Below are 23,805 nucleotides of genomic sequence, written 5' to 3'. Positions count from 1 at the left end.
GAAAATACAGAAGTTGTTTTACATAAATGGTTGATACCTAAAGGAAACTCTTCTCTGCCAAAAGGTTTGCAAAATTACTACAAATATTTGTAATTACAAACAGATAAGCAACTTATTATTTATCAAGCAATAATTTTGACAATTCACTATTAACTGCTATATATTCTACAATCTGATTACTATCAAATTTAATATTGCCTTTATTATCTATTTTTGATGTCTTATTATCTATCGACAAATAGTTTTTTCCTGATTTGGATCTATAAAGTGTAAATACACTATGACTATCTTTCTCACTGTCAACATTTTCATTTAATAAATCAAAAATATCACGATTACCTGCCAGTAGATCTGCTATTATCTGCTGTTGATTTTCAATATAGTTAAATGGAGGCAGAATAATTTCTTGATACCATGAATTATTAGATTCAGAAAAAGGTTTCTTTGCTTCTAAATATGGAAGAAACCCGGAAATTGCAACAACTATAATAAATTCTATTGCCCAAATTATCCACAGAAATGTACCGCTGACTGTCGCTCCGCGAATACCCCATGTGCCATATCCATTAACTTGATTTATATATTCAAAAACCAGATCTGGTCGAAATATCAATGAAAAAACCTGTAAAAACTGAATATTGCTTACTGTAATCCCTATTCTGTTTGAACCATAACTTTCTCCGGCATTAATTACTAAATCTATCCAGATAGCCCAGTGAAAATATAAAGCCAAAAAGGCCCCGGCTAATCCAATAATAAATCCCAAAAGCGGATTCCTTACTTTTCCTTTTTTAATAACTATTATAGAAATGAAAAAGCCTATGAGAAACCCAAAGCCTATTGTGATGAAAAAGTTGATGTATATAAAAGGAATGTACCAAATGAAATAAGCATATATTAATCCTAATATTGGAAATGCTATAACACTAACTAACAAAAAATAGAAGAGAAAAATTAATGAAAATCTCCCTGATGGTTTATAATATTTATCCATGTAACAGTAAATAATTTTATTATTTTTTTAATGGGCTACAAGCAAAAGTCAAATGCTAAACCCATTAAAACTTTATCATTAAAAACAATTGCAAGAATAATACTATTTTTTAAACCTGCAAAATTGAATTGAAATTAAGTTTTACAAGTATAAAAAGTTCTTTTAACGAAAAATTTAAAAGAAAACAAAAAGCATTACAAACACTGTAACTATAATAACAAGTGCCGTTATAAAAAGAGCTGAATTAATATCTTCTTTTCTTTTTTCATATTCTATGGCAAAAGTATCAGGATTTATATAATACATACTAAAAGCTTTAGGATGAATTTTTAAGTCAGGTCTAAAGTGTGATAACCCTAGCAGCAAACCTCTTACTAATTCAAGTTTGTTTGAATAAAGCATACTAAAAATATGATTCCCGGAAAATGTTTCTTTGTGAGCTTTTATATCTCTGTTTGCCGAAACGAACCAAAAAAACGCTTCGTGACTATATTTACCGCTTCCAACCATTTTTGCAAAAACATCATATCGCAAAAGATCCAAATCAGACGAGGAATTTATTCCCGTTATTTTTCCTTTAAAATTGTCGCTCTTTTCAAAACTATTCCATGATATTGTATTTTCAATTTTATGATTAAATCTATTTACATAATGAATACCGCGATTATCAATAATCGTAGTGGTATGCTTCATCGTTTTTCTTAAGTAAATGACTTGAAGAATTATTGGAAGAATCAATAAAATGCATATGTAAATCATATTTTGTTCAAAAGGCAGAAAAAACAAAATAAAAAAGAAAACCCCTAAAACCAATAGAAAAGAAATCAACATTAGAAAACCTAAACCATAATTTTTGATTTTTGACGGACTTGAAGTTACGGAATTAAATGGAGGAAGATTTTTTGTTTGGCTGTTCATAGGCATTAAAAACACTAAAATATTGAAAAAATTGTAATTCTAAAAGACTGTTTACAGTTTAGAAAACCGAAAAATATATAATTGCAAAAATCAAGGCGCAAACTAATCCTGCTATAATTCCAATTTTTCTGCGTTGATTATAATCAATAGTATAACTTTCCTTATCAATATAATGATTACTAAAAATTTCCGGATTTACAGTAATATCTGGTCTGTAATGTGCCAATCCAAGTAAAAAAGTTCTAATCAATTCTAATCGATTTGCATAGAGCATTGCAAAAAAATGTTTACCTAAAAACATTTCACTATGAACTTCTATTTTATTATTTATTAAAACCGGCCAGAAAAACTGGTCAAAAAAAGATTTTGATTGTCGAATATAAGAAACATCAAATTTAGGAGGCTCTAATATATAGGTAACTTTTTCTCTTTTTGCAAAATTACTCCAGCGTATTTCTTTTCTAACTTTGTTATTGAATGCATTCAAATAGCAAATTCCTTTTTCGTCAATTACAATTGATGTGTACATCTTTTTTCTAGAATATAGTATCAAGGCTATTATCGCTAGAATAATTAGAGAGAATATACAAAATAAGGCCAGAGTTCCTTTTTCATCCAGTCCGGTTTCTTCACGAGAATTTATTGATAAAAAAACGATTCCTCCCAAAAAGAAAAGCGTAAAGAATACCCAAAACAAACCAAAAACTACATTTAAGAAAAGCATTGGTTTTGAATTAACAGGTCTAAAAGGCGGAAGTATTTTTTTTTGTTGATGCCGCATATTAAAAATTAAGAATATTATTTTAAATATACACATAAAGAAAAGAAAGTTCCTTAAAAAATAATTTTATATCTCTTTAGGATAATAATAAATATGTCTTATTCTGATATTATTAGAACTTTTTAAGGGCAACATAATCAAAGTGAATAAAATATTTTTGCAAGTCTATTTAAAAAATATTAAAAACAAAAAAAAATATATATCCATAAAAATATGTTTACAACAGTAAAAAAAGAACGCAAATTACGAGATCAGGAATGCATTAATCGTTTACATCTCGATAGAAGCGTTGAAGCCCCAGAAGCTTATGGCAGAGTAATTCGAATGAACTCTACTTATTTGGAAACAGTTGATTATATGTATAAGAAACGTGGTCTAATGAGTTTTTTTGGGATTTTTGCTATTGGATCTATTGGCCTTTTTGTTGTTTTTCTCCTATTTGATGTAATATCTCAATATCTGGATCCTAATTGGGATCACCATGATGAATCTGAAATAATTTGGACAACTCTTTTTATGGCTATTCTTTCATCATTATTCATTATTGGCTTTATTGCTTTCTATCGTACAATTGGAGAGTGGTTTCGATATACTCATTATCCAATACGATTTAATAGAAAAAACAGAATGGTTTATTTCTTTCGGGGTTATGATACGGTTCTCACTGTTCCATGGGACGAGGTCTATTTTACCATACAACTTACAGGAGGAAGATATACTTCATACAATCTTTACGGATTGGTCATGAAAGATTCTCAAACAGTTAAGGAAAAGTTCAATGTTGACTCAGATTTTACCGAAAGCAACAGTTTAAGATATTGGGAATTTATTCGCCGTTATATGGAAAAAGGTGTTCCAGCAGTTATTAAAGCCCCTGGCCTGGAATATTATCTACCCATTGCTGACAAACGCGAAACTGTTCATCAAGGCTGGATAGCATTGACATCAGAATACGAATCAATGCCTATATTTAAAACCATAATAACTCCATTTCTGGCATTAGCTTTCCTTGGGCGTTTTATTTATCAGTGGACAAGCAAAGTACCCTTATGGCCAAAAGATATCGAAAATGAATGTAGAATTAAATTTAGCGATCCTTATATATTTGATTCAAGAAAGAATCCTGAAGGTTATAGATAAACAAATTTTGCGATAATATTCATAATCTTAAAAGTGCATCAAAAATACAAAATCCCGTTTTCAATAAATCGAAAACGGGATTTTTTATAGGTCTAAAATATTAATGACTTAAATTTTCTATCTCTTTTGGGTCATGTTTGTGCTTAAACAAAACAGCAAAAGCAATTGCAATTACTAAAGCATAAATTGCAAACGAAAGCCAGATTGTATGCCAGTCTTTCATTAAAACCGGGTTTGAAAAAGCACCATCAGCAGAAATTGAATTTCCCTGACTTTTTACAAATTCAGCCATTTTTTGGTTAGAAGCATCTGTTTGTAAAAAACCTGCCAATTCTACGGTAGTATTAAACGATTTTGTAAAGAATCGATCGATTGCCCAGCCAGAAGTCAAACTTCCTAAAACTGCTCCTACTCCATTGGTCATCATCATAAATAAACCTTGTGCAGAAGAACGAATTTTAGAATCTGTATTACTTTCTACGAATAATGAACCCGAAATATTAAAGAAATCAAATGCCATTCCGTATACAATACAAGAAAGAATAATCATCCATAAACCATTTACAGGATCTCCAAAAGCAAATAATCCGAAACGTAAAACCCAAGCCAGCATACTGATAAGCATAACTTGTTTGATTCCAAAACGTCTTAAGAAAAATGGAATTGCTAAAATAAATAACGTTTCAGAGACTTGTGAAATCGACATAATAATAGTCGAATATTGAATTACGAAAGAATCTGCATATTTTGGAAAATGTTTAAATTCATCTAAAAATACATCACCATAAGCATTTGTTAATTGTAAAGCTCCTCCTAAAAACATAGAGAAAACAAAAAACAAAGCCATTTTGTAGTTCGCAAATAATTTAAACGATTCTAAACCAAAAGTTTCTATCCACGAAGCATTTTCTTTTATCAAACGCTGCGGCTCACATTTTGGTAATGTAAAAGCGTAAATTCCTAAAATTAAAGCACCAACTCCAGCTATATAAAACTGATATTCAGTTGCTTTACTGCCGCTTAAATTCGTAATCCACATTGCTACAATAAAACCAATAGTTCCCCAAACACGAATTGGCGGAAAATCTTTTACGATATTTTTATTGTTTAATTTTAGCGAAGTATATGAAATAGAGTTACTTAAAGCAATTGTAGGCATATAGCAGCACATTGCCAAAAGCATTACAAGAATAAAATTATCAGGAGTTACAACTTGTGCAATTCCAAATAAAACTGCTGCGTAAACGATATGTAAAATTCCATATAATTTTTCAGCGTTAACCCATCTGTCGGCAATAATTCCGGTTAATGTAGGCATGAATAAAGAAGCAATTCCCATGGTTCCAAATACTAAACCAAATTGTGTTCCTTCCCAATTTTTGGTTCCAAACCAATAATTTCCAATTGTGATAAGCCAGGCTCCCCAAACAAAAAATTGAAGAAAGCTCATAAAGATTAACCTGTTTTTAATTCCCATATAATGAAATTGTCTTTTTAGTAAAAATGAAGTCGTAAAACTACCATTAAAAATAATATCTACAAAAAATTAATCTATTTTAACAACATCGTTTACTAATTCTAAAACAGCAGCAAATTGCTCTTCTTTATTTAAGTAAGAATTATCAATCTCAATAGCATCATCAGCAATTACCAAAGGAGAATCTTCGCGGTGCGTATCAATGTAATCTCTTTCTACAACATTTTTTAAAACATCTTCATAAGAAACATTATCGCCTTTTTGCTGTAATTCATCAAAGCGTCTTTGAGCGCGGGTTTCTGCACTGGCAGTCATAAAAATTTTAAGCTCGGCATTAGGAAAAACTACGGTTCCAATATCACGGCCGTCCATAACAATTGCTTTGTTGGTTCCCATTTCCTGCTGCTGTTCAACTAGTTTTGAACGAACTTCAGATACTTCGGCAACTTTGCTTACAAAATTCGAAACTTCAATAGTTCTAATTTGCTTTTCAACGTTTTCGCCGTTTAAGTACATTTCTGCAAAACCTAAATCACTATTAAATTTAAACTCTAATTGAATTTTTGGCAATGCTTCTATCAAAGCTTCTTTATTAAAAAAATCAGCTCCAATAAACTTATTCTGCATGGCAAAATAAGCCACTGCACGATACATAGCTCCTGTATCTACATACACATACTCCAGTTCTTTTGCCAGCTGTTTCGCTAATGTACTTTTTCCGGTAGATGAAAAACCGTCAATAGCAATGGTAATTTTTTTCAATTGTTTATTTTTAAATTTTTATTCTTAATTCATTCTTTTTTGCGGAAACAAAATAAAACTATTGCAAATGTAGCCATCTTTCTTTTTAAATGGAATACTCAATAATATTAAACTTTTTCTTATACAGAACTGCTCAAAAAGGCATTCATTAAAAAATCCTTTTACAGCCGTATTTACACGATCACAAAAGGATATATTATTATTGAAAAGTGTTGTTATTGAAGGTTTAAAACCAACCCAAAAAGACTTGTATTTGCTGCTAATGTATATCTCGAATACGAATAGTTAAATTTTAACTTATTCATTCGTAAACCAAACCCAAGTGAAACTCCCGAAAAATTACGCTGTTCTTCAACACGTAATTCTTCTCCTCTTCTAAAATTATATCCTAAACGCACATTAAAAGCCCTTTGCGGAAAAAGCTCGACACCAAATACAACATGTCTCAAAGCATTATTTACAAATGAAACTTTTTCAGCATTTGTAGTTCCGTCTATATTGGTCTCGCCGCGGACAGGATTTGAAAAAGCAATATCCCATTGCTGTAAATTCTCTAAAGTAAGATGCCAGCGAAGAGGAATATGCTCTAATTCCTGAGAAATTCCGGCAGTAATTTCAAAAGGCAGATTTTCTTTTATTCCAGAGTAGGTTTTAAATTGTGTACCTATATTTCTAAATACAAGCGCATAATTTATATCATTTCTTTCATCTATATATAAAAATCCTAAATCTAAGGCACCGCCAATCGAATTATAACTTTCCAGAGTAGAGGTTATCAATTTACCATTTACACCTATATGCAGATCTGTAAAAGGAACATTGTAGGCATAACCAACTGATAATGCCCCTTCGCTTCCTGTAAAATCAGATGTTCTTTGACCATTTTCATCATATCCCTCAAATGAACCGTAATTAATATAATTCACTCCGGCATAAAAAGTCTGTAAGTGACGATCGTAAGTATAAGCATACGAACCCGTTCCGTAAGAAGCTTCGCCGTAATAATTTCCATAATTTAAGGCCAAATGATTGTCCATATCTGCGTTTAAGGCTGCTGGATTTGACATAGCCTGATTGACATCTTCATCATAAATGGTAATGGTTTTTCCGCCCAGTGCGGCCTGACGAGGATTGGTTGTCAGGTTAAGAAATTGATAAGTGTAACGCCCTCCAATCTGCCCGAAAGAAACCGAACAAATTAGTATCATTAAAAATAAAACATAGTGTTTTAACATTCGTTTTGGGCGTTCCTATATATGGAAATAACGCAGATGCAAATATAAAATTATATACCTCAAAAAATGAGATCCAATAAAAAAAATCCAAACTCCAATAAGACAACTGGAATTTGGATTTTTATAGTTTTAAAATTAACAGAAGTTTATTTTAATGTTTTAGCATTTTTTACATTTTGGTCTGTCAATGCTATTGCTAGAACTTCGCTCATTTCTTTTACATAATGAAAAGTAAGACCTTCTAAGTATTCTTCTTTAATTTCATCAATATCGCTTTTATTTTCATGACAAAGGATAATTTCTTTGATACCTGCTCTTTTCGCTGCAAGAATTTTTTCTTTAATTCCGCCTACAGGCAAAACTTTTCCGCGTAACGTAATTTCTCCTGTCATAGCAAGGCTTTTCTTTACTTTCTTTTGTGTTAATAATGACACTAAAGAAGTAAGCATTGCAATACCGGCACTTGGTCCGTCTTTTGGAGTTGCTCCTTCCGGAACATGCAGGTGAATATTGTATTTTTGAAACAACTCAATTGCCAGTCCAAGTTTTTTAGCATTGGCTTTAATATACTCAAGAGCAATTGTAGCCGATTCTTTCATTACATTTCCAAGGTTTCCGGTAATCGTCAACGCTCCTTTTCCTTCAGAAATTAATGATTCAATAAATAAAATATCTCCGCCTACACTCGTCCACGCTAAACCAGTTACAACACCGGCAACATCGTTATTTTCGTATTTATCGCGCTCTAATCTCGGAACACCTAATACTTTTACGATATCTTCGTCAGTAACTTTTTTATTGTACTCCTCTTCCATCGCTACTGCTTTTGCAGCATTACGAATTACCTGAGCAATTTTTGTTTCTAAATTACGTACACCAGATTCTCTTGTATAACCTTCAACGATTTTTTCTAATTGTTTTTTACCAATAGTCAAATCTTTAGAAGTTAAACCATGAGCTTCTAATTGTTTTGGAAAAAGGTGTCTTTTTGCAATTTCTACTTTTTCTTCAATTGTATAACCTGACATTTTGATGACTTCCATTCTGTCACGTAATGCCGGCTGAATTGCTGCCATATTATTAGAGGTCGCAATAAACATTACTTTAGATAAATCATATCCCATTTCAAGGAAATTATCATAAAAAGCATTGTTTTGCTCCGGATCTAAAACTTCTAACAAAGCAGATGAAGGATCGCCGCTATTGCCGCTTGATAATTTATCAATCTCATCCAGAATAAATACCGGGTTTGATGTTCCTGCTTTTTTCAGACTTTGTATAATTCGTCCGGGCATTGCACCAATGTAGGTTTTTCTATGACCGCGAATTTCTGCTTCGTCACGCAAACCACCTAAAGAAATACGAACATACTCGCGCCCTAAAGCTTCTGCTACAGAACGTCCAATAGACGTTTTACCAACTCCTGGAGGCCCTGTTAAACATATAATTGGCGATTTCATATCATTTCGCAATTTTAAAACTGCCAAATGTTCAATCATTCTTTTCTTAACTTCGTCAAGTCCAAAGTGGTCTTTATCTAAAACTTTTTGAGCATGTTTTAAATCGAATTTATCTTTTGAGTATTCTCCCCAAGGTAACTCTAAAAACAACTCTAAATAGTTGCGCTGAATTCCAAAATCCGGCGACTGCGGATTCATACGGCGCATTTTAGATAATTCTTTTTCGAAATGTTTCTGCGTTTTTTCGTCCCATTTTTTGGTTTTCGCTTTCTGCCCCATTTCGTCCATTTCTTCTTCCTGTGAAACGCCTCCCAATTCTTCCTGAATGGTTTTCATTTGCTGGTGAAGGAAATATTCTCTTTGCTGCTGATCTAAATCAAAACGAACTTTTGACTGAATGTCATTCTTCAATTCTAATTTTTGAAGCTCAACATTCATGTAACGCAATGTTTCTAAAGCACGTTCTTTTAAGCCATTTATTGATAAAAGACCTTGTTTTTCTTTTACAGATAAATTCATGTTTGAAGAAACAAAATTGATTAAAAACGACTGGCTTTCAATGTTTTTAATTGCAAATGTCGCTTCAGACGGAATGTTTGGACTTTCTTTAATAATCTGGATTGCCAATTCTTTTACAGAATCTAAAATTGCTGTAAACTCGCTGTCATTCTCATCAGGACGTTCTTCTGATACTTCTTTAATAGAAGCTGTCATATATGGTTCTTCAGAAACTACTTCGTCTATCTCAAAACGTTTTTTCCCTTGTAAAATAACCGTTACGTTTCCGTCAGGCATTTTTAAAACACGTAAAATGCGTGCTACAGTACCAATTTTGTGAATATCATCTTTTGACGGGTCTTCGTCTTCTTCATTAATCTGAGAAACTACTCCAATAATTTTTCCGCCGGCGTTGGCGTCATTAATTAATTTTATCGATTTGTCTCTTCCCGCAGAAATTGGAATTACAACTCCCGGAAATAAAACGGTATTTCTTAAAGGCAAAATTGGCAGAGAAACAGGAAGTTCTTCATTATTCATTTCCTCTTCGTCCTCTGGAGTTAACAATGGAATTAATTCTGCTTCTGAATCGAATTCTTGAAGTGACAGATTGTCAATAGTGAGTATTTTATGATTTGACATAATAATATATAAGTCGTTTTGTCATTAAAAGTTTAAAACTAACTGTAAATAAATTATGAAAAGCCTTAATTTCTATCAGGCATTGTATTTACAGGTTAGGTCGTAAAAATAGACAATCATTATGCCAAATCCAAAAATCGGCAGTTTTGAATTGTTTTAATAGTATAAAAAAAGCCGAAAGTTAATTTCGGCTTTTAAAATCTTTATTTGGAATATTCTTAATTTATTTTGTAAGAAGCTAGTTCTGAAGCTGAATCATTATAATTAAACTTAATAACCCCTACACCTTTAGCAATCCAATATTCTGCTTCGGTAGAACCGGCACTCTGTCCTTCTAATGATGTTTCAAGTTTTAGTTTAAACCTAATAACATCCTTATGAGTTACATTTTTTACAACGGCAGTTATTCCTTTTTCTAAGATTGTACCCGTGTATTTTGTTGTTGTTTTAATAGTTCCAAAGCCAGTATATGTGGTTTCTTGTGTATAAGTTCCTGTCCAGGTTTTATTTACATCTAAATAATCCTTAAAGAAAATAAATTCATACCCGCTTATTTTTCCAGAAAAACCATTTGCACTAACATTAATATCATCTAGTTTGATAAAGTAATCTCCCTGCACTTTTTTAATCGATGCTGATGCTGAACCTGGAACTTCACTAGAAGACGATACAAATAATTTGTCGAATTTAAAATAAGTATCGTTGTTTACTTTTTGTGAGCTGACAATTTTCATTGAAGTTTCAGTTCCATTTTGGCTGAAAACCCATTGATTGCCAGCTGCTGCCGGCCAATAATCTCCTTGAGAATTTTCTGGTGACGGATCATCGCTTCCAGAATCACTTGAACATGATGTAAATAAAGTTGTTGACACAAATAATGTCATTAACATTAGGCTTTTTAGTTTTTTCATAGTTTTAGATTTGTTAATGGTATATTGTAGGTAAATTTCTAACCAAAAATAAACCGATCATTTTATTTTTCCTTACGGCTTTACGTAAAAGAAAAAAAATAAAAAAAAGTTTATTCAAACTGTAACATCTTGAAAAAAGCAAAGTCATTATAATAAACCAGCAAAAATTACTTGAGTATAACTAATCAAAATATCGAAGAATTAATCGCGCTTTGTAAAAGCAAGAATCAAAAGGCTCAATTCGAAATTTACAATCGTTATTGTAAGGCTATGTACAACGTGGCTTACAGGATTGTAAAAGACGAGCATTTTGCACAAGACGTCATGCAGGAAGGTTTTTTGAAAGCTTTTACAAAAATTAACGATTATAAACAGGAAGTCGCTTTTGGAGCATGGCTTAAAAGAATCATTATTAATTCTAGCATTGATTTTTATAAAAAGAACAATGCTTTTCAGATGGAAGACTTAAACAAAACGCTTTATAAAATTGAAGAAAGCGATTCTATTTTATCTGAAAGCATCGATTTGAATTCTCTTAAAGTGAAACAAGTTTTAGATACTATTTCAGGTTTAAAGGATAATTACAGAATGGTTTTAACCCTTTTTTATATAGAAGGCTACGATCAGGAAGAAATTTGCGAAATATTAAATATTAGTTATGCTAACTGCAGAACAACTATAAGCCGCGCTAAAGAAAGTTTACGAAAAAAATTAGAAGATATTGAAATCATTACTTAAAAGCAGATTAATTACCTGCCAATAAAAAAGATAACAGTAACACTTCTAAAAATAAATTTTGGATATATGAAAAAGGAAAATGACGAATTAGATCAATTATTTAACAAGTTTGAAAATCAATGGGATATTCATGAAATGGATCCAGATCATCAAATTGATTTCTTAAACAAGTTGAACAAAACAACATCAAGAAAAAAGAATTACGCCGGCTGGGCCATTGCCGCAACGATTGCATTGCTTTTAGGGATATCTGTGCTTTACAATAATAATGAAAAGCCAAAGCAGTTCAAATTTGCTTCAAAAGAAACCAAACGTACGGATTCTATCTTTAATATTTTGATTGAAAATGAGCTGGTTAAATTAAAAGAAAAAAATTCTCCCGAAAATGAACAAATCATAAACGACGCCTTAAAACAAATGAAAGTTTTTGACGCCGATTATGAAAAAATCTTAAAAGAGGTTCAAAAAAATGGAGAAAACAAACAAATTATTTACGCTATGATAAGCAATCTGCAAACTAGAATTTCTTTTTTGCAGACTGTATTACAGCGAATTGAAGAAAACGAAAATCTAAAAAACACAACTCATGAAAAAACATTATAACATATTAATCTTATTGCTTTTGATTCCTTTTTTAGGATTCTCAAACGATGACAGTTACATCTCTAAACAAAAAACAATTAAAAAAACATATATAGTAAATTCTAATGCCGGAATTGATATCGACAACAAATATGGCAATATTACTGTCAATACGTGGGATGAAGATAAAATTGATCTGGATATTGTAATTAAAGTAAACGGCCCAAATGAAAACTGGGTAAACGAAAAACTCAACAGCATCGACGTAAATATCACGGCTCTAAAAAGCCTTGTAACAGCCATAACTTCAATTGGTAATTCGAGTTTAAAAAGTAAAGGCAGCAATAATAGTTTTGAAATTAATTATATAATTAAAATTCCAAAAAACGGTGGTATTAAACTGGTAAATAAGTATGGAAATATTTCTGTTCCAAACGCCGAAGCTTCAACAGATATAAACTGTAAATACGGTAAAGTTACTCTTGGAAAACTTAACGGATCGAACAATCAGGTTGAAATTGCCTATTGTCAAAACTCTAGTATTGATTATATACAATCTGGAAATATTGACGCGAGATATTCTGGTCTTAAAATTAATGATTCAGGAAATATAAATCTGGATGCAAACTATACAGATGTGAATTTGAATGATGGGCAAAACATCAAATACAACTGTAATTACGGCACATTTAAGTTTCAAAAAATTAACTCATTAAACGGTTCAGGAAATTATTTAACGGTTAATATCGGCGAAATATCCAGCAATTTATCTTTTGATACCAATTACAGCAAAATCAATATTGATAATATGAATGAAAAAGCAGGAAATGTAACCATCAATTCTGGATATACTGATGTTTCTATTGGTTATGCTGCTAATTATGCTTTCGATTTTGATATTTCCGGAAGATATACCAATATCAAACATGATAATTCTTTAGACATTTCGGTTTCTGAAGTAAAAAGCAACAATAAAAGAATAAGCGGTTTCTATAAGAAAAAAGGACAAAACAAAGTCAATATTACTTCGGCTTATGGAAATATTTCACTAGCAAAAAATTAATCATCTAAAAAATCAAAACAATGAAAAAATCAATTTTACTTTTAGCACTAAGTGTATGTTTTATTACAGCAAAGTCTAATGCACAAACTAAAATAAACGGAAACGGAAACGTTGTAACGCAAACCAGAACAACCGGAGATTATGATGGTGTTAGAATTGCAGGTTTCTTTGATGTTGATTTAGTTTCTGGAAAAGAAGGAAAAATTATTATTAAAGGAGAAGAAAATCTGCTTCAGGCAATTAAAGTAGAAGTTGAAGGAAACGAATTAAAAGTTTATGTTGAAAAAGGAACTCAAATTCGCACCAGTTCTGGAAAAAAAATCGAAATAACGGTTCCTTTTGAAAAAATTTCAGCGGTAACCTTATCAGGTTCAGGTGATGTTAGGACTAAAAACAAAATTAACAGCGATGCATTTTCTGCTAAGTTATCAGGATCTGGAAATTTTGATTTAGATGTTGATTCTAATAATTTTGATCTGGCTCTAAGCGGTTCCGGCGATATTGTTTTAAAAGGAAAAACAGATTCTTTTACCAGCAAAATATCGGGTTCCGGAAATGTTAATGCCTCTAATTTAAAATCAAAAACGGCAGACGTAACAGTTTCTGGTTCCGGAAATAGTGTAGTAAGCTGTGAAACAAGTTTAACAGGAAGAGTTTCCGGTTCTGGAAATATTAAATATTTAGGAAATCCAGAGAAACGCGATGTAAAAGTTTCGGGTTCTGGAAAAATTTATAAAGGTTGATTATTTAAATGAAATATCACGAATTACAAAAAAATCATCAATCAAATAATTTCATGTAATTCGTGATATTGGTTGTTATTAAAGACGTTTCGATTAGTTTGAAACGTCTTTTTTATGTACTCTTCTTAATAAGAAAATAGCTGTAACGAAGAAAATACCTAAAATTACAATTGCAGCACGCGGGCTTCCTGTGATTTGATCGATAATTCCGTAAACACACATTCCAATTACAATTCCTATTTTTTCTGCAACATCATAAAAACTAAAGAATGATGCTGTGTCTTCTGTTTCCGGTAATAGTTTTGAATATGTTGATCGAGATAATGCCTGAATTCCTCCCATTACAAATCCTGCAATTGTTGCCATAACATAAAAATGCATTGGCAGCGTAATAAAAAATGCAAGAGCACAAAATACAGCCCAGATTCCGTTAATAAATATTAAAGTTGGAACGTTGCCAAATTTTTCTGAAGCTCTTGAAGTTAGAACCGCTCCAACTACGGCTACTAATTGAATTATTAAAATACAGACAATTAAACCAATAGTGCTTTCTTCCTTAGATGACCATTGTATTTCCTGTGCACCAAAATAAGTAGCAACCAGCATTACAGTCTGAACAGCCATGCTGGAAACAAAGAAACCTCCTAAATAACGTTTTAAAGGAATATTCTGTTTCAATAACGCCCAAACCTTTTTTAATTCTTTAAAGCCATTAAATACAACAGATCTTGTTAGTTTTTGTCCCGTTTCTTTACTCCCTTTTGGTAAATAGTAATAAGTATACTGGCTGAATAAAATCCACCAAACTCCTACCATTACAAAAGAATAACGCATTGCTTTCATCGCTGCACCATCTCCCGTAATATTAAAGACTTCCGGCTTCATTATCATTGCTAAATTGATTATCAACAAAATAACACTTCCAATGTATCCTAATGAATATCCTTTTGCACTAATTCTGTCTTGCTGCTCTTCAAATGCAATATCCGGAAGGTATGAGTTGTAAAAAACTAAACTTCCCCAATATCCAAGAAGTCCAAGAAAATAAAATAAAAGACCAACATAAATATTATCCAGGTCAAACCAATATAATCCCATACAAGATAAAGCCCCTACATAACAGAAAAACTTCATGAAAGATTTCTTGTTTCCAACATAATCAGCAATACCAGACAATAAAGGTGAAATAAATGAAACCACCATAAAAGCAAAAGCGGTTATAAAACTTATTAATGCTGAATTTTTAAGATGCATTCCAAAAACATCTATATAATGATCACGATCGCTGAATAAGGTTTCATAAAAAATTGGAAATACTGCAGATGCAATTGTTAAAGTATAAACTGAATTTGCCCAGTCATAAAATGCCCAGGCATTTAAAAGTTTCTTATCTCCTTTTTGTAGGTTTTTCATAGAAATGATTTTGTTAACAGGCTACGAATTTATCTATTTTTTATGATAAACAAATAGAAATTATTCAATTCGTACATTATTAAATTATGAACTTGAGCTAAATAAAAAAAGCCATTCAAAATTGAACGGCTTTTAAAATCATACTTTTTGTATGTAATCTTTATTTTATAGTACCAACTTTAAGGGCTATGGCTTTTGCCTCAGGTATTAAAGCTTTAATATTAGCAATTCTTGTAGCATCAGAAGGGTGTGTACTCATAAACTCTGGTGTACCTGATCCTCCAGATTTTGCCGACATTCTGCTCCAGAAAGCCACAGCATCTTCTGGATTATATCCTGCGATTGCCATTAATGTTAAACCAATTTTATCTGCTTCACTTTCGTTGCTTCTGCTAAATGGCAGCATTACTCCTACTTCAGTTCCCATACCATAAGCTTGAGAAAATATTTCTCTTGTCTGGGCAGATTTATTAGTTGTTGCAGCATCTAAAACTGCTCCTCCAATTTGCTGCAATTGTGCGGCACTCATTCTCTGTGCTCCATGATTGGCTAATGCGTGTGATACCTCGTGTCCCATTACCGTTGCTAAACCAGATTCATCCTGCGTAACCGGCAGAATTCCAGAATATACTACAATTTTTCCTCCGGGTAAACACCATGCATTTACTTCTTTATTATCGACTAATTTATATTCCCATCTATAATCCTTCAAATATTGTGAGTGACCTAAATAGGTTAAATATTTTTCAGCAGCAGCTTTAATTTTAGTACCCACTAATTCTACTCTTTTTGCATCTGCTGTTCCTGTTATCACCTTATTCTCAGACAAAAAAGTGCTGTATTGCTGGAATGAAGTTGGAAACAATTCGCTGTTTGAAACAAAATTTAAGTTTTGTTTACCTGTAATTGGGTTTGTAGCACAAGCCATTACAAGTGCTCCAAAAACTCCTAGAAACAAATATTTTTTCATAATTCAAGCTATTTTCACACAAAAATACAATTATTAAAAATTAATATTTTATACAATTAGTCAAAAAAATAACAGAATTTTACTTACTCTCCTACAATATGAAGTTCATTAAACTCTTTATCAACAATTAAGAAATTATTTAACTCGAAACTAACTTTATCAAACTCAATTTTTTCGTTGTCAATTTCTATTTCTGTAACTTTAAATGGCAGTCCAATAAGATTGATCTTGTATTTCGTGTACGGAGTTGTATATTTTCCTTCTTTGTGAAGCTGGATAATAAGTTCTTTTTCTTTCCCAATATTTCGTAACGATAAATAGCTGTAACGTCCTTTTTTATAATCGTATCCGTCTTGAGCATCTTCATAAACGGCAGATTGTTCTTTACCATTTTTGTAGTAAACATCAAGAGTTAATTCATCAAATTCAAGTTCGCCCACATATTGCTGTACGGGATATTTTGGAATAATTGCTCCCGCTTTCACAAAAACCGGAATTTCATCAAATTTGGTATCAATCCAGATTTCTCTTCCGCCAATAAAAAGTTCATTTGTCCAGTAACTATACCACTCACCTCTAGGGATATACATACGTCTGCCTACAGCATTAGGTTCAAGTATCGGACATACTAAAATTTGGTTTCCAAAAATAAATTCATCGTTTCTGTAGTGCGTTTGTGTATCGTCCTGATCGTAATAAACAAGCGGTTTTAGCATTGGAACTCCTTCTTCAATATACTGCCAGAACATGGTATATAAATAAGGTAATAATTGATAACGAAGGCTGACAAATTTTCTGGTAATAGTAATTACTTCTTCATCAAAAGCCCACGGTTCCTGATTTCCATGATCTCCAGATGAATGTGTTCTGCAAAATGGATGGAAAACCCCAAGCTGAATCCAGCGTGCATACAATTCTCCCGTTGGCTGTTCTGCAAATCCTCCTATATCAGAACCTGTAAATCCCATTCCCGAAATTGACATTCTCTGCACCTGGATATTGGCAATCCATAAATGTTCCCAGGTTGCCACGTTGTCACCTGTCCATGATGATGTATAGCGCTGCGCGCCAGAATATGCCGATCTTGTAATTACAAACGGACGTTTTGGATAAGTAAAACGTTTTACACCATGATAGGTGGCTCTTGCCATTTGTGTTCCATAAATATTATGTGCTTTTCTATGACTGCAGGGATTTCCTTCGTAGAAGTGGCGGACATCCATTGGAAATGTTTTATTTGGAACTTCCATTACGGCAGGTTCATTCATATCATTCCAAACTCCTTTTACGCCTATTTCTGAAACTAATTCTTTAAATAATCCAGCCCACCATTCTCTAACAGCGGGATTTGTATAATCTGGAAAGTTACATTCGCCCGGCCATACTTTACCTTTCATATAAGGTCCGTCGGCTCTTTTGCAGAAATAATCTTTTTCTAAAGCTTCTTTATAAACCCAGTAATCTTTATCAATTTTAATTCCCGGATCTATAATTACAACTGTTTTAAAACCGTCTTCAGCTAATTCAGTGACCATTTTTTTGGGATCTGGAAAATAGTTTTTATTCCATGTAAAACATCTAAAACCATCCATGTAATCAATATCCAGATAAATAGCATCGCATGGAATTTTAAGTTCTCTAAATTTTGAAGTAATCTCTTTTACTTTACTTTCAGGATAATAACTCCATTTACATTGGTGATAACCCAAAACCCAAAGTGGCGGCAATTCTGGTTTACCAGTCAAATCAGTATAAGTTGTTACAACATCCTGCATTTGAGGTCCGTAAATGAAATAATAATTCATTTCTCCTCCTTCTGCCCAAAAACTTGTTATATTTCTTCTTTCCTGACAAAAGTCAAAGAAAGTCCTAAATGTATTGTCAAAAAATATTCCGTAAGATTGTTTGTTATGCAGACCAATATAAAATGGAACTACTTTATATAAAGGTTCCTGATCTTTTTGGTAAGCATACTGATCTGTTGCAAAATTCTCAACTCTTTTGCCTTTCAGGTTCATTTGAGTTGCTTTATCTCCAAGACCGTAATAACATTCACCGTCTTTAGAAAATTTGCTCATTTTTACGATATTCCCGCCATATTCGTAGCTTTCTTCCCAATGAAAACCAAGTTCGTCTTCAAGAATTAGAAAATCATTTAAATCGTAAATTGAAAGGCGTAAATCTGCTTTTTGAATTTTACATTTTACTTTACTGGTTCTTATTTCAAAATAAGTTTCCTGCTCTGTAAGTTCCAGAAAATTATAACCATGAAGCTGGGTTTTATCAATGGCATACGAAAAATCGTTGCTGAAATACCCTTTTGTAGTAAATCGAAATCGAATTAAACTGTCCCTGAGAATAGTGACTTTTAAGATTACTTTGTTATCTGTATTAAAAAAAATCGAATCGCCTTCATGTTCATAAGAAACGATTTTTGATGGATATAAATCGCCTTTATATTCTAATGATGTGTTTGTAATCATATCGCCAATGAATTAATTATAACAATAATCTCTATTTCAAACATACGAAAAAAGTTAGTAAAGCCCTATGAATAAAAGGTTTATTCACGAAAACGTTTTTTCTGGCTGAGAATTAAATTACAGCTCAAAAAATCGAAATATCGATAATTTATGACCGAAAAATGACAAAAAAGCACTTCTAAAAATAATTGTAAGATTTTTTCTAACTGAAAGAATATACCGTTACACTTAATGGCGGTAAAATTAATTCGACTGAAAATTCCCTGCCATCATACGGAATTGATTCGATTTTTAGAGATTTTCCATTTTCTATGCCGCTTCCTCCATAAATAGAAGCATCACTATTAAAAATTTCTTCTAATTTTCCTTTTTTAGAAATTCCAATTCTATAATTTTCACGTACTACCTGCGTGAAATTACAAACTACAATGACATTTTCATCTGGATTATTTCCTTTTCGGATATAAGATAAAACCGCATTTTGATGATCTGAATAATTTATCCATTCAAAACCATCTGCTGTAAATTGCTTTTCATACAATGCAGGTTGAGATTTATATAACTGATTTAAATCTGTAATTAATCTCTTTATTCCAGAATGAAAATCATATTGCAGTAAATGCCAGTCTAAACTTTGTTCAAAATTCCATTCGCTGGTTTGACCAAATTCTGCCCCCATAAACAATAATTTAGTTCCCGGATGCGTGAACATATAACCGTACAACAATCTTAAATTAGCAAATCGCTGCCATTCGTCGCCCGGCATTTTATAAATTAGAGATTGTTTGCCGTAAACAACTTCGTCATGAGAAAACGGAAGCATAAAGTTTTCGGTAAAAGCGTATGTCATCGAAAACGTCAAATCGTTTTGATGGTATTTTCTATAAACCGTTTCTTTTTGAAAATATTTTAAAGTATCGTGCATCCAGCCCATCATCCATTTCATTCCAAAACCTAAACCTCCGGTAAAGGTTGGTCTGGAAACCATAGGAAATGAAGTGCTTTCTTCTGCAATAGTCTGAACTCCATAAAAATTAGCATAAATAACTTCATTAAATTCTTTAAGAAAACTTATACTGTCTAAATTCTCTCTTCCGCCAAAAATATTGGCTTCCCACTCGCCTTCTTTTCTGGAATAATCAAGATACAACATCGAGGCCACAGCATCTACTCTTAATCCGTCTACATGATAATTTTGAAGCCAGAAAACAGCATTGCTGATTAAAAAAGCGCGGACTTCATTTCTTCCATAATTAAAAACCAAGCTTTTCCAATCCGGATGATAGCCTTTTCTACGATCTGGATGTTCATATAAATGAGAACCGTCAAAATAACCTAAACCATGCGCATCATCTGGAAAATGCGACGGAACCCAGTCCAGAATCACTCCAATTCCTTCCTGATGCAGCCTGTCAACCAAAACCATAAAGTCCTGTGGTTTTCCAAAACGCGAAGTCGGCGCAAAATATCCTGTTAACTGATAACCCCATGAAGGATCATAAGGATATTCCATAATCGGCATAAATTCAACATGCGTAAAACCGGTTTCTTTAACGTATTTTACCAGATCATCTGCCAGTTCTAAATAACTTAAAAACCTGTTATGATCAGCTCGTTTCCAGGAACCTAAATGAACTTCATAAACAGAATATGGTTTATCTAAAGCATTATGCTGCTGGCGGTTCTGCATCCAGTTTTCATCCTTCCATTTATAGTCTAAATCCCAGACAACAGAAGCCGTATGCGGTGGTTTTTCACAATAAAGAGCAAAAGGATCTGCTTTTTCAGTAATTACACCATTTATACTCGATTGAATTTTATATTTATAAAGAGCTCCTTTTGAAATATCGGGAATAAATCCTTCCCAAATTCCAGAAGAATCCCAGCGAACATTTAAATTGTGTTCGCCTTGTGTCCAGTAATTAAAATCGCCCACAACCGAAACCGACTGTGCCGTGGGAGCCCAAACGGCAAAATAAACGCCTTTTACTCCATTAACTTCAATTAAATGTGCTCCTAATTTTTCATATAATTTGAAGTGTTTTCCCGCTTTGAATAAATCTATATCAAAATCGGTAAATAGAGAATGTACGATTACTTTAGTCATGTTTGATTTTTAAGGCAAAAATTGATATTGATATTGATATTGATATTGGTATTGATATTGATATTGGTATTGATATTGATATTGGTATTGATATTGATATTGATATTGGTATTGATATTGATATTTAAAAATTATTCAATTCTAAAGTTGTCTGATAAAGTAACACCTTTTTTAATTACAACAATTCCGTCTTTAATACTGTATAATTCATTTGTAAAGTTATCTAAATGCTTTCCGCCGCTAATGTGAACATTGTTCCCAATACGTACATTTTTATCTATCAGTGCATTTTTAATAAAACAATTTTCACCAATACCAACATGAGTTTTGTTAATACTGCTGTCATGATTCAATTCGTCTAAATCCTGATAAAAATCGTTCCCCATTACATAACAATTTTCAAGCACTGTTCCTTCTCCAATTCTCGAACGAATGCCAATTACTGAGCTTTTTATTTCTTTTGCATTAATAATACAGCCTTCAGAAATCAAGGATTGATTGATAATGGAATTTCTAAATTTAGAAGGCGGTAATAATCTTGGTCTTGTAAAGATTTTATTTTCGTTATCAAATAAATTAAATTCAGGAATATCTGCAGTTAAACCAATATTGGCTTCAAAAAATGATTCAATGTTTCCAATATCTGTCCAATAACCTTCATATTGATAACTTAATATTTTGTGTTTTCCAACGGCTTGAGGAATAATTTCTTTTCCAAAATCTTTTGTTTCCTGATCCGCCATTAATTCTTCAAGCAGCGATTTATTGAAAATATAAATTCCCATTGAGGCAAGATATTTTTTTCCTTTTTCCTGCATTTGTTCGCTTACTTCAGATTCCCATTCAGGCAGTAATGAAGCATCTGGTTTTTCTATAAAAGCATGAATATTATTTTCATGATCGGTTTTTAAAATTCCAAATTCCGGAGCATCTTTAGCATTTACAGGCAGGGTTGCAATCGAAATTTCAGCGTCAGCAGCAATATGTGCTTCCAGCATTTCGTTGAAATCCATTTGATACAGCTGATCTCCTGAAAGAATCAAGGCATGATCGAAATCGTGTTTCAAAAAATGTGACATACATTGCCTTACAGCGTCGGCAGTTCCCTGAAACCAGGTTGGATTATCAGGAGTTTGTTCTGCTGCCAAAATGTCGACAAATGACTGACTGAAAATACTAAAATTGAAAGTGTTTTTAATATGTGCATTTAAAGATGCAGAGTTAAACTGTGTCAATACGAATATTTTAAAAATATCAGAATTGATACAATTTGAAATCGGAATATCGACCAAACGATATTTTCCTCCAATTGGGACAGCCGGTTTTGATCTTGTTTCTGTTAACGGGAATAAACGTGATCCCTGTCCTCCTCCTAAAATAATGGCAACTACATTTTTCTTTTTAAATTTCATTTTTGCTGAATTATTAAGTTGTATATTTCGATATATTCTTGGCACACTCTTTCCCAGGAATGATCTGCTGCCATTCCTCGTCTTAAAACGGTATTAAAACTTATTTTATCGTCATACAATTTAACCGCACGGTTTATTGAATAACAAATATCTCCAACCGAAGCCTGATCGTGACAGATTCCGTTTCCATCATCTCCAAAATCAATAACCGTATCTCTTAATCCTCCAGTTCTCCTAACAATCGGAATCGTTCCGTATCGCATCGCATACATTTGGTTTAAACCGCAGGGTTCTACTCTTGAAGGCATTAAAATATAATCTGAACCTGCGTAAATCAAATGTGCTAATTCTTCGTTATAACCAATAAAAACATTGTAATTTCCTTTATAATCATTACGCAGCTGGGTTAACTGCGATTCTATTTCAGCATTTCCTGAACCTAGAATTAAAATATTGATCTCTTCAAAATGCTCTGATAATGCTAATGCAGAAGCTTGCGGGAGTAAATCTCCGCCCTTTTCTTCAAACAAGCGCCCTATAAAGCTAAACAATGGTTTCGAAGGATCGAGTTCAAACTGTTCGCACAATTTTTCTTTATTTTTCTGTTTCCCTATTTCAAAGTTTTCTATTGAATAATTAGCTGCAATCATTTGATCTTTTAACGGATTCCAAATTTCAATATCAATTCCGTTTAAAATACCTTTTGATTTATTTCGAACAGAATTAAACAGAGATTCTAAACCATTTGCACTGTAATTAATTTCATTTAAATAACTCGGAGAAACTGTTGTTACAGCATTCGCACATTTTACTCCAACAGCTAGTGAATTAATGCAATTATTCCATTCTAAAAACCCAATATGTTTTAAATCAAATTCTGGTAAATAATACAGCTTATCAAAACCAAACCATCCTTGATACAATCCATTATGAATTGTTATAACAGTTTTTACATCTTTCAGGTTTTCATATTTATAAGCAAATTGTAATAAAAATGGAATTAAACCAGTGTGATGATCGTGGCAGTTAATAATATCAGGAACTTTATTTCGTGCAATAATCCAATCTAAAACCGCAATTTGAAAAGATAAAAATCGTTCAATATCATCTTCATAACCATAAACATTTGGACGATTAAATAATTCTTTGATTTCTATAAGATATAACTCGTAACCTAATTTATCTGAACTTTCTTTTAAAACACTAAACGGAAAATTAAAATTTCCCAATTTAACCGTTCCCCAATGTACACACTCAAAATTATTCTCTTTTTTAAATTTCGTATCATAAGCCGGAACAACAACTCTTACATCATTTCCTGCATTTTTTTGATATTTGGGCAAAGCGCCTACAACATCGGCCAAGCCGCCAACTTTAGCCATTGGATAACATTCTGCACTAATATGAAATATTTCCATTTAGAATTAATTTGTGATTATTTTTAAGAAACAATCATTAATATGCTACTTTTATGTT

Annotated in this window: 20 protein-coding genes; 6 read left to right on the top strand and 14 right to left on the bottom strand. The window is 32.2% G+C overall.

Features of this window, described 5'->3' with window-relative positions:
• Nucleotides 1-115 precede the first annotated feature (115 nt).
• From FJOH_RS14335 to FJOH_RS14325, 3 genes are all read right to left on the bottom strand, one after another.
• Nucleotides 116-994, bottom strand: a complete 879-nt coding sequence (locus FJOH_RS14335) for a hypothetical protein (RefSeq protein WP_012024822.1) — start codon at nucleotides 992-994, stop codon at nucleotides 116-118.
• Nucleotides 995-1,168: 174 nt separating this feature from the next.
• Nucleotides 1,169-1,912 (bottom strand): hypothetical protein, encoded by a 744-nt coding sequence (locus tag FJOH_RS14330; RefSeq protein ID WP_123875680.1) that lies wholly within the window; start codon nucleotides 1,910-1,912, stop codon nucleotides 1,169-1,171.
• 58 nt (nucleotides 1,913-1,970) lie between these two features.
• A complete protein-coding gene (locus FJOH_RS14325) occupies nucleotides 1,971-2,693 on the bottom strand; it encodes a hypothetical protein (RefSeq protein WP_044047755.1) in 723 nt (240 codons plus the stop codon).
• 213 nt (nucleotides 2,694-2,906) lie between these two features.
• Between FJOH_RS14325 and FJOH_RS14320 the strand changes: the two genes are divergently transcribed.
• Nucleotides 2,907-3,833, top strand: coding sequence for a DUF6708 domain-containing protein (locus tag FJOH_RS14320; RefSeq protein WP_012024819.1), 927 nt, complete (start codon nucleotides 2,907-2,909; stop codon nucleotides 3,831-3,833).
• Between the two features lie 100 nt (nucleotides 3,834-3,933).
• Here FJOH_RS14320 and FJOH_RS14315 read toward each other — a convergent pair whose 3' ends face one another.
• From FJOH_RS14315 to FJOH_RS14295, 5 genes are all read right to left on the bottom strand, one after another.
• Entirely contained in the window at nucleotides 3,934-5,310 is a 1,377-nt protein-coding gene (locus tag FJOH_RS14315) for a nucleoside permease (protein ID WP_012024818.1), read from the bottom strand.
• 69 nt (nucleotides 5,311-5,379) lie between these two features.
• Nucleotides 5,380-6,072 (bottom strand): (d)CMP kinase, encoded by a 693-nt coding sequence (cmk, locus tag FJOH_RS14310; protein ID WP_012024817.1) that lies wholly within the window; start codon nucleotides 6,070-6,072, stop codon nucleotides 5,380-5,382.
• 215 nt (nucleotides 6,073-6,287) lie between these two features.
• On the bottom strand, nucleotides 6,288-7,307 hold the full coding sequence (porQ, locus tag FJOH_RS14305; RefSeq protein WP_012024816.1) for a type IX secretion system protein PorQ: 1,020 nt from the start codon (nucleotides 7,305-7,307) through the stop codon (nucleotides 6,288-6,290).
• A 146-nt stretch (nucleotides 7,308-7,453) separates the two neighbouring features.
• On the bottom strand, nucleotides 7,454-9,907 hold the full coding sequence (lon, locus tag FJOH_RS14300) for an endopeptidase La (protein WP_012024815.1): 2,454 nt from the start codon (nucleotides 9,905-9,907) through the stop codon (nucleotides 7,454-7,456).
• A gap of 218 nt (nucleotides 9,908-10,125) precedes the next feature.
• Entirely contained in the window at nucleotides 10,126-10,818 is a 693-nt protein-coding gene (locus tag FJOH_RS14295) for a hypothetical protein (protein ID WP_012024814.1), read from the bottom strand.
• Nucleotides 10,819-10,989: 171 nt separating this feature from the next.
• On the opposite strand from FJOH_RS14295, the gene FJOH_RS14290 reads away from it, so the two are divergent.
• From FJOH_RS14290 to FJOH_RS14275, 4 genes are all read left to right on the top strand, one after another.
• Complete coding sequence (locus FJOH_RS14290; protein WP_012024813.1) at nucleotides 10,990-11,556, top strand: RNA polymerase sigma factor; 567 nt, start codon at nucleotides 10,990-10,992, stop codon at nucleotides 11,554-11,556.
• A gap of 66 nt (nucleotides 11,557-11,622) precedes the next feature.
• The gene (locus FJOH_RS14285; RefSeq protein WP_012024812.1) at nucleotides 11,623-12,159 is read left to right on the top strand and encodes an anti ECF-type sigma factor; all 537 of its coding nucleotides are present in this window, start codon (nucleotides 11,623-11,625) and stop codon (nucleotides 12,157-12,159) included.
• Entirely contained in the window at nucleotides 12,143-13,201 is a 1,059-nt protein-coding gene (locus FJOH_RS14280; RefSeq protein WP_012024811.1) for a DUF4097 family beta strand repeat-containing protein, read from the top strand. The genes FJOH_RS14285 and FJOH_RS14280 overlap by 17 nt, the downstream gene beginning before the upstream one ends.
• 20 nt (nucleotides 13,202-13,221) lie before the next feature.
• Nucleotides 13,222-13,944: a head GIN domain-containing protein gene (locus FJOH_RS14275; RefSeq protein WP_012024810.1), complete on the top strand. Its 723-nt coding sequence runs from the start codon at nucleotides 13,222-13,224 to the stop codon at nucleotides 13,942-13,944.
• Nucleotides 13,945-14,037: 93 nt separating this feature from the next.
• Here FJOH_RS14275 and FJOH_RS14270 read toward each other — a convergent pair whose 3' ends face one another.
• The 4 genes from FJOH_RS14270 to glgB form a co-directional block, all read right to left on the bottom strand.
• Entirely contained in the window at nucleotides 14,038-15,357 is a 1,320-nt protein-coding gene (locus tag FJOH_RS14270; protein WP_012024809.1) for an MFS transporter, read from the bottom strand.
• 160 nt (nucleotides 15,358-15,517) lie between these two features.
• The gene (locus tag FJOH_RS14265; protein WP_012024808.1) at nucleotides 15,518-16,327 is read right to left on the bottom strand and encodes a M48 family metallopeptidase; all 810 of its coding nucleotides are present in this window, start codon (nucleotides 16,325-16,327) and stop codon (nucleotides 15,518-15,520) included.
• Nucleotides 16,328-16,410: 83 nt separating this feature from the next.
• A complete protein-coding gene (locus FJOH_RS14260) occupies nucleotides 16,411-18,810 on the bottom strand; it encodes a glycoside hydrolase family 31 protein (RefSeq protein WP_012024807.1) in 2,400 nt (799 codons plus the stop codon).
• 202 nt (nucleotides 18,811-19,012) lie between these two features.
• A complete protein-coding gene (glgB, locus tag FJOH_RS14255; RefSeq protein ID WP_012024806.1) occupies nucleotides 19,013-20,917 on the bottom strand; it encodes a 1,4-alpha-glucan branching protein GlgB in 1,905 nt (634 codons plus the stop codon).
• 2 nt (nucleotides 20,918-20,919) lie between these two features.
• Between glgB and FJOH_RS27355 the strand changes: the two genes are divergently transcribed.
• On the top strand, nucleotides 20,920-21,045 hold the full coding sequence (locus tag FJOH_RS27355) for a hypothetical protein (RefSeq protein ID WP_012024805.1): 126 nt from the start codon (nucleotides 20,920-20,922) through the stop codon (nucleotides 21,043-21,045).
• Between the two features lie 3 nt (nucleotides 21,046-21,048).
• On the opposite strand, the gene FJOH_RS14250 is transcribed toward FJOH_RS27355, so the two are convergent.
• Both FJOH_RS14250 and FJOH_RS14245 read right to left on the bottom strand, forming a co-directional pair.
• Nucleotides 21,049-22,329 (bottom strand): glucose-1-phosphate adenylyltransferase, encoded by a 1,281-nt coding sequence (locus tag FJOH_RS14250; protein WP_012024804.1) that lies wholly within the window; start codon nucleotides 22,327-22,329, stop codon nucleotides 21,049-21,051.
• Complete coding sequence (locus FJOH_RS14245) at nucleotides 22,326-23,747, bottom strand: glycogen synthase (protein ID WP_012024803.1); 1,422 nt, start codon at nucleotides 23,745-23,747, stop codon at nucleotides 22,326-22,328. Before FJOH_RS14245 ends, FJOH_RS14250 begins: the two co-directional genes overlap by 4 nt.
• Between the last annotated feature and the right edge of the window lie 58 nt (nucleotides 23,748-23,805).

The sequence above is a fragment of the Flavobacterium johnsoniae UW101 genome (genome assembly GCF_000016645.1).
Taxonomy (GTDB): domain Bacteria; phylum Bacteroidota; class Bacteroidia; order Flavobacteriales; family Flavobacteriaceae; genus Flavobacterium; species Flavobacterium johnsoniae.
The sequence above is the reverse complement of the archived record's forward strand: the minus strand, read 5'-3'. Positions and strand labels throughout refer to the sequence as shown.

What these genes read in the sequence shown, in the direction of transcription:
- FJOH_RS14335 (WP_012024822.1), bottom strand. Translation starts at nt 994, where the DNA reads ATGGATAAATATTATAAACCATCAGGGAGATTTTCATTAATTTTTCTC.
- FJOH_RS14330 (WP_123875680.1), bottom strand. Translation starts at nt 1,912, where the DNA reads ATGAACAGCCAAACAAAAAATCTTCCTCCATTTAATTCCGTAACTTCA.
- FJOH_RS14325 (WP_044047755.1), bottom strand. Translation starts at nt 2,693, where the DNA reads ATGCGGCATCAACAAAAAAAAATACTTCCGCCTTTTAGACCTGTTAAT.
- FJOH_RS14320 (WP_012024819.1), top strand. Translation starts at nt 2,907, where the DNA reads ATGTTTACAACAGTAAAAAAAGAACGCAAATTACGAGATCAGGAATGC.
- FJOH_RS14315 (WP_012024818.1), bottom strand. Translation starts at nt 5,310, where the DNA reads ATGGGAATTAAAAACAGGTTAATCTTTATGAGCTTTCTTCAATTTTTT.
- porQ (WP_012024816.1), bottom strand. Translation starts at nt 7,307, where the DNA reads ATGTTAAAACACTATGTTTTATTTTTAATGATACTAATTTGTTCGGTT.
- lon (WP_012024815.1), bottom strand. Translation starts at nt 9,907, where the DNA reads ATGTCAAATCATAAAATACTCACTATTGACAATCTGTCACTTCAAGAA.
- FJOH_RS14295 (WP_012024814.1), bottom strand. Translation starts at nt 10,818, where the DNA reads ATGAAAAAACTAAAAAGCCTAATGTTAATGACATTATTTGTGTCAACA.
- FJOH_RS14285 (WP_012024812.1), top strand. Translation starts at nt 11,623, where the DNA reads ATGAAAAAGGAAAATGACGAATTAGATCAATTATTTAACAAGTTTGAA.
- FJOH_RS14280 (WP_012024811.1), top strand. Translation starts at nt 12,143, where the DNA reads ATGAAAAAACATTATAACATATTAATCTTATTGCTTTTGATTCCTTTT.
- FJOH_RS14275 (WP_012024810.1), top strand. Translation starts at nt 13,222, where the DNA reads ATGAAAAAATCAATTTTACTTTTAGCACTAAGTGTATGTTTTATTACA.
- FJOH_RS14270 (WP_012024809.1), bottom strand. Translation starts at nt 15,357, where the DNA reads ATGAAAAACCTACAAAAAGGAGATAAGAAACTTTTAAATGCCTGGGCA.
- FJOH_RS14265 (WP_012024808.1), bottom strand. Translation starts at nt 16,327, where the DNA reads ATGAAAAAATATTTGTTTCTAGGAGTTTTTGGAGCACTTGTAATGGCT.
- FJOH_RS14260 (WP_012024807.1), bottom strand. Translation starts at nt 18,810, where the DNA reads ATGATTACAAACACATCATTAGAATATAAAGGCGATTTATATCCATCA.
- glgB (WP_012024806.1), bottom strand. Translation starts at nt 20,917, where the DNA reads ATGACTAAAGTAATCGTACATTCTCTATTTACCGATTTTGATATAGAT.
- FJOH_RS14250 (WP_012024804.1), bottom strand. Translation starts at nt 22,329, where the DNA reads ATGAAATTTAAAAAGAAAAATGTAGTTGCCATTATTTTAGGAGGAGGA.
- FJOH_RS14245 (WP_012024803.1), bottom strand. Translation starts at nt 23,747, where the DNA reads ATGGAAATATTTCATATTAGTGCAGAATGTTATCCAATGGCTAAAGTT.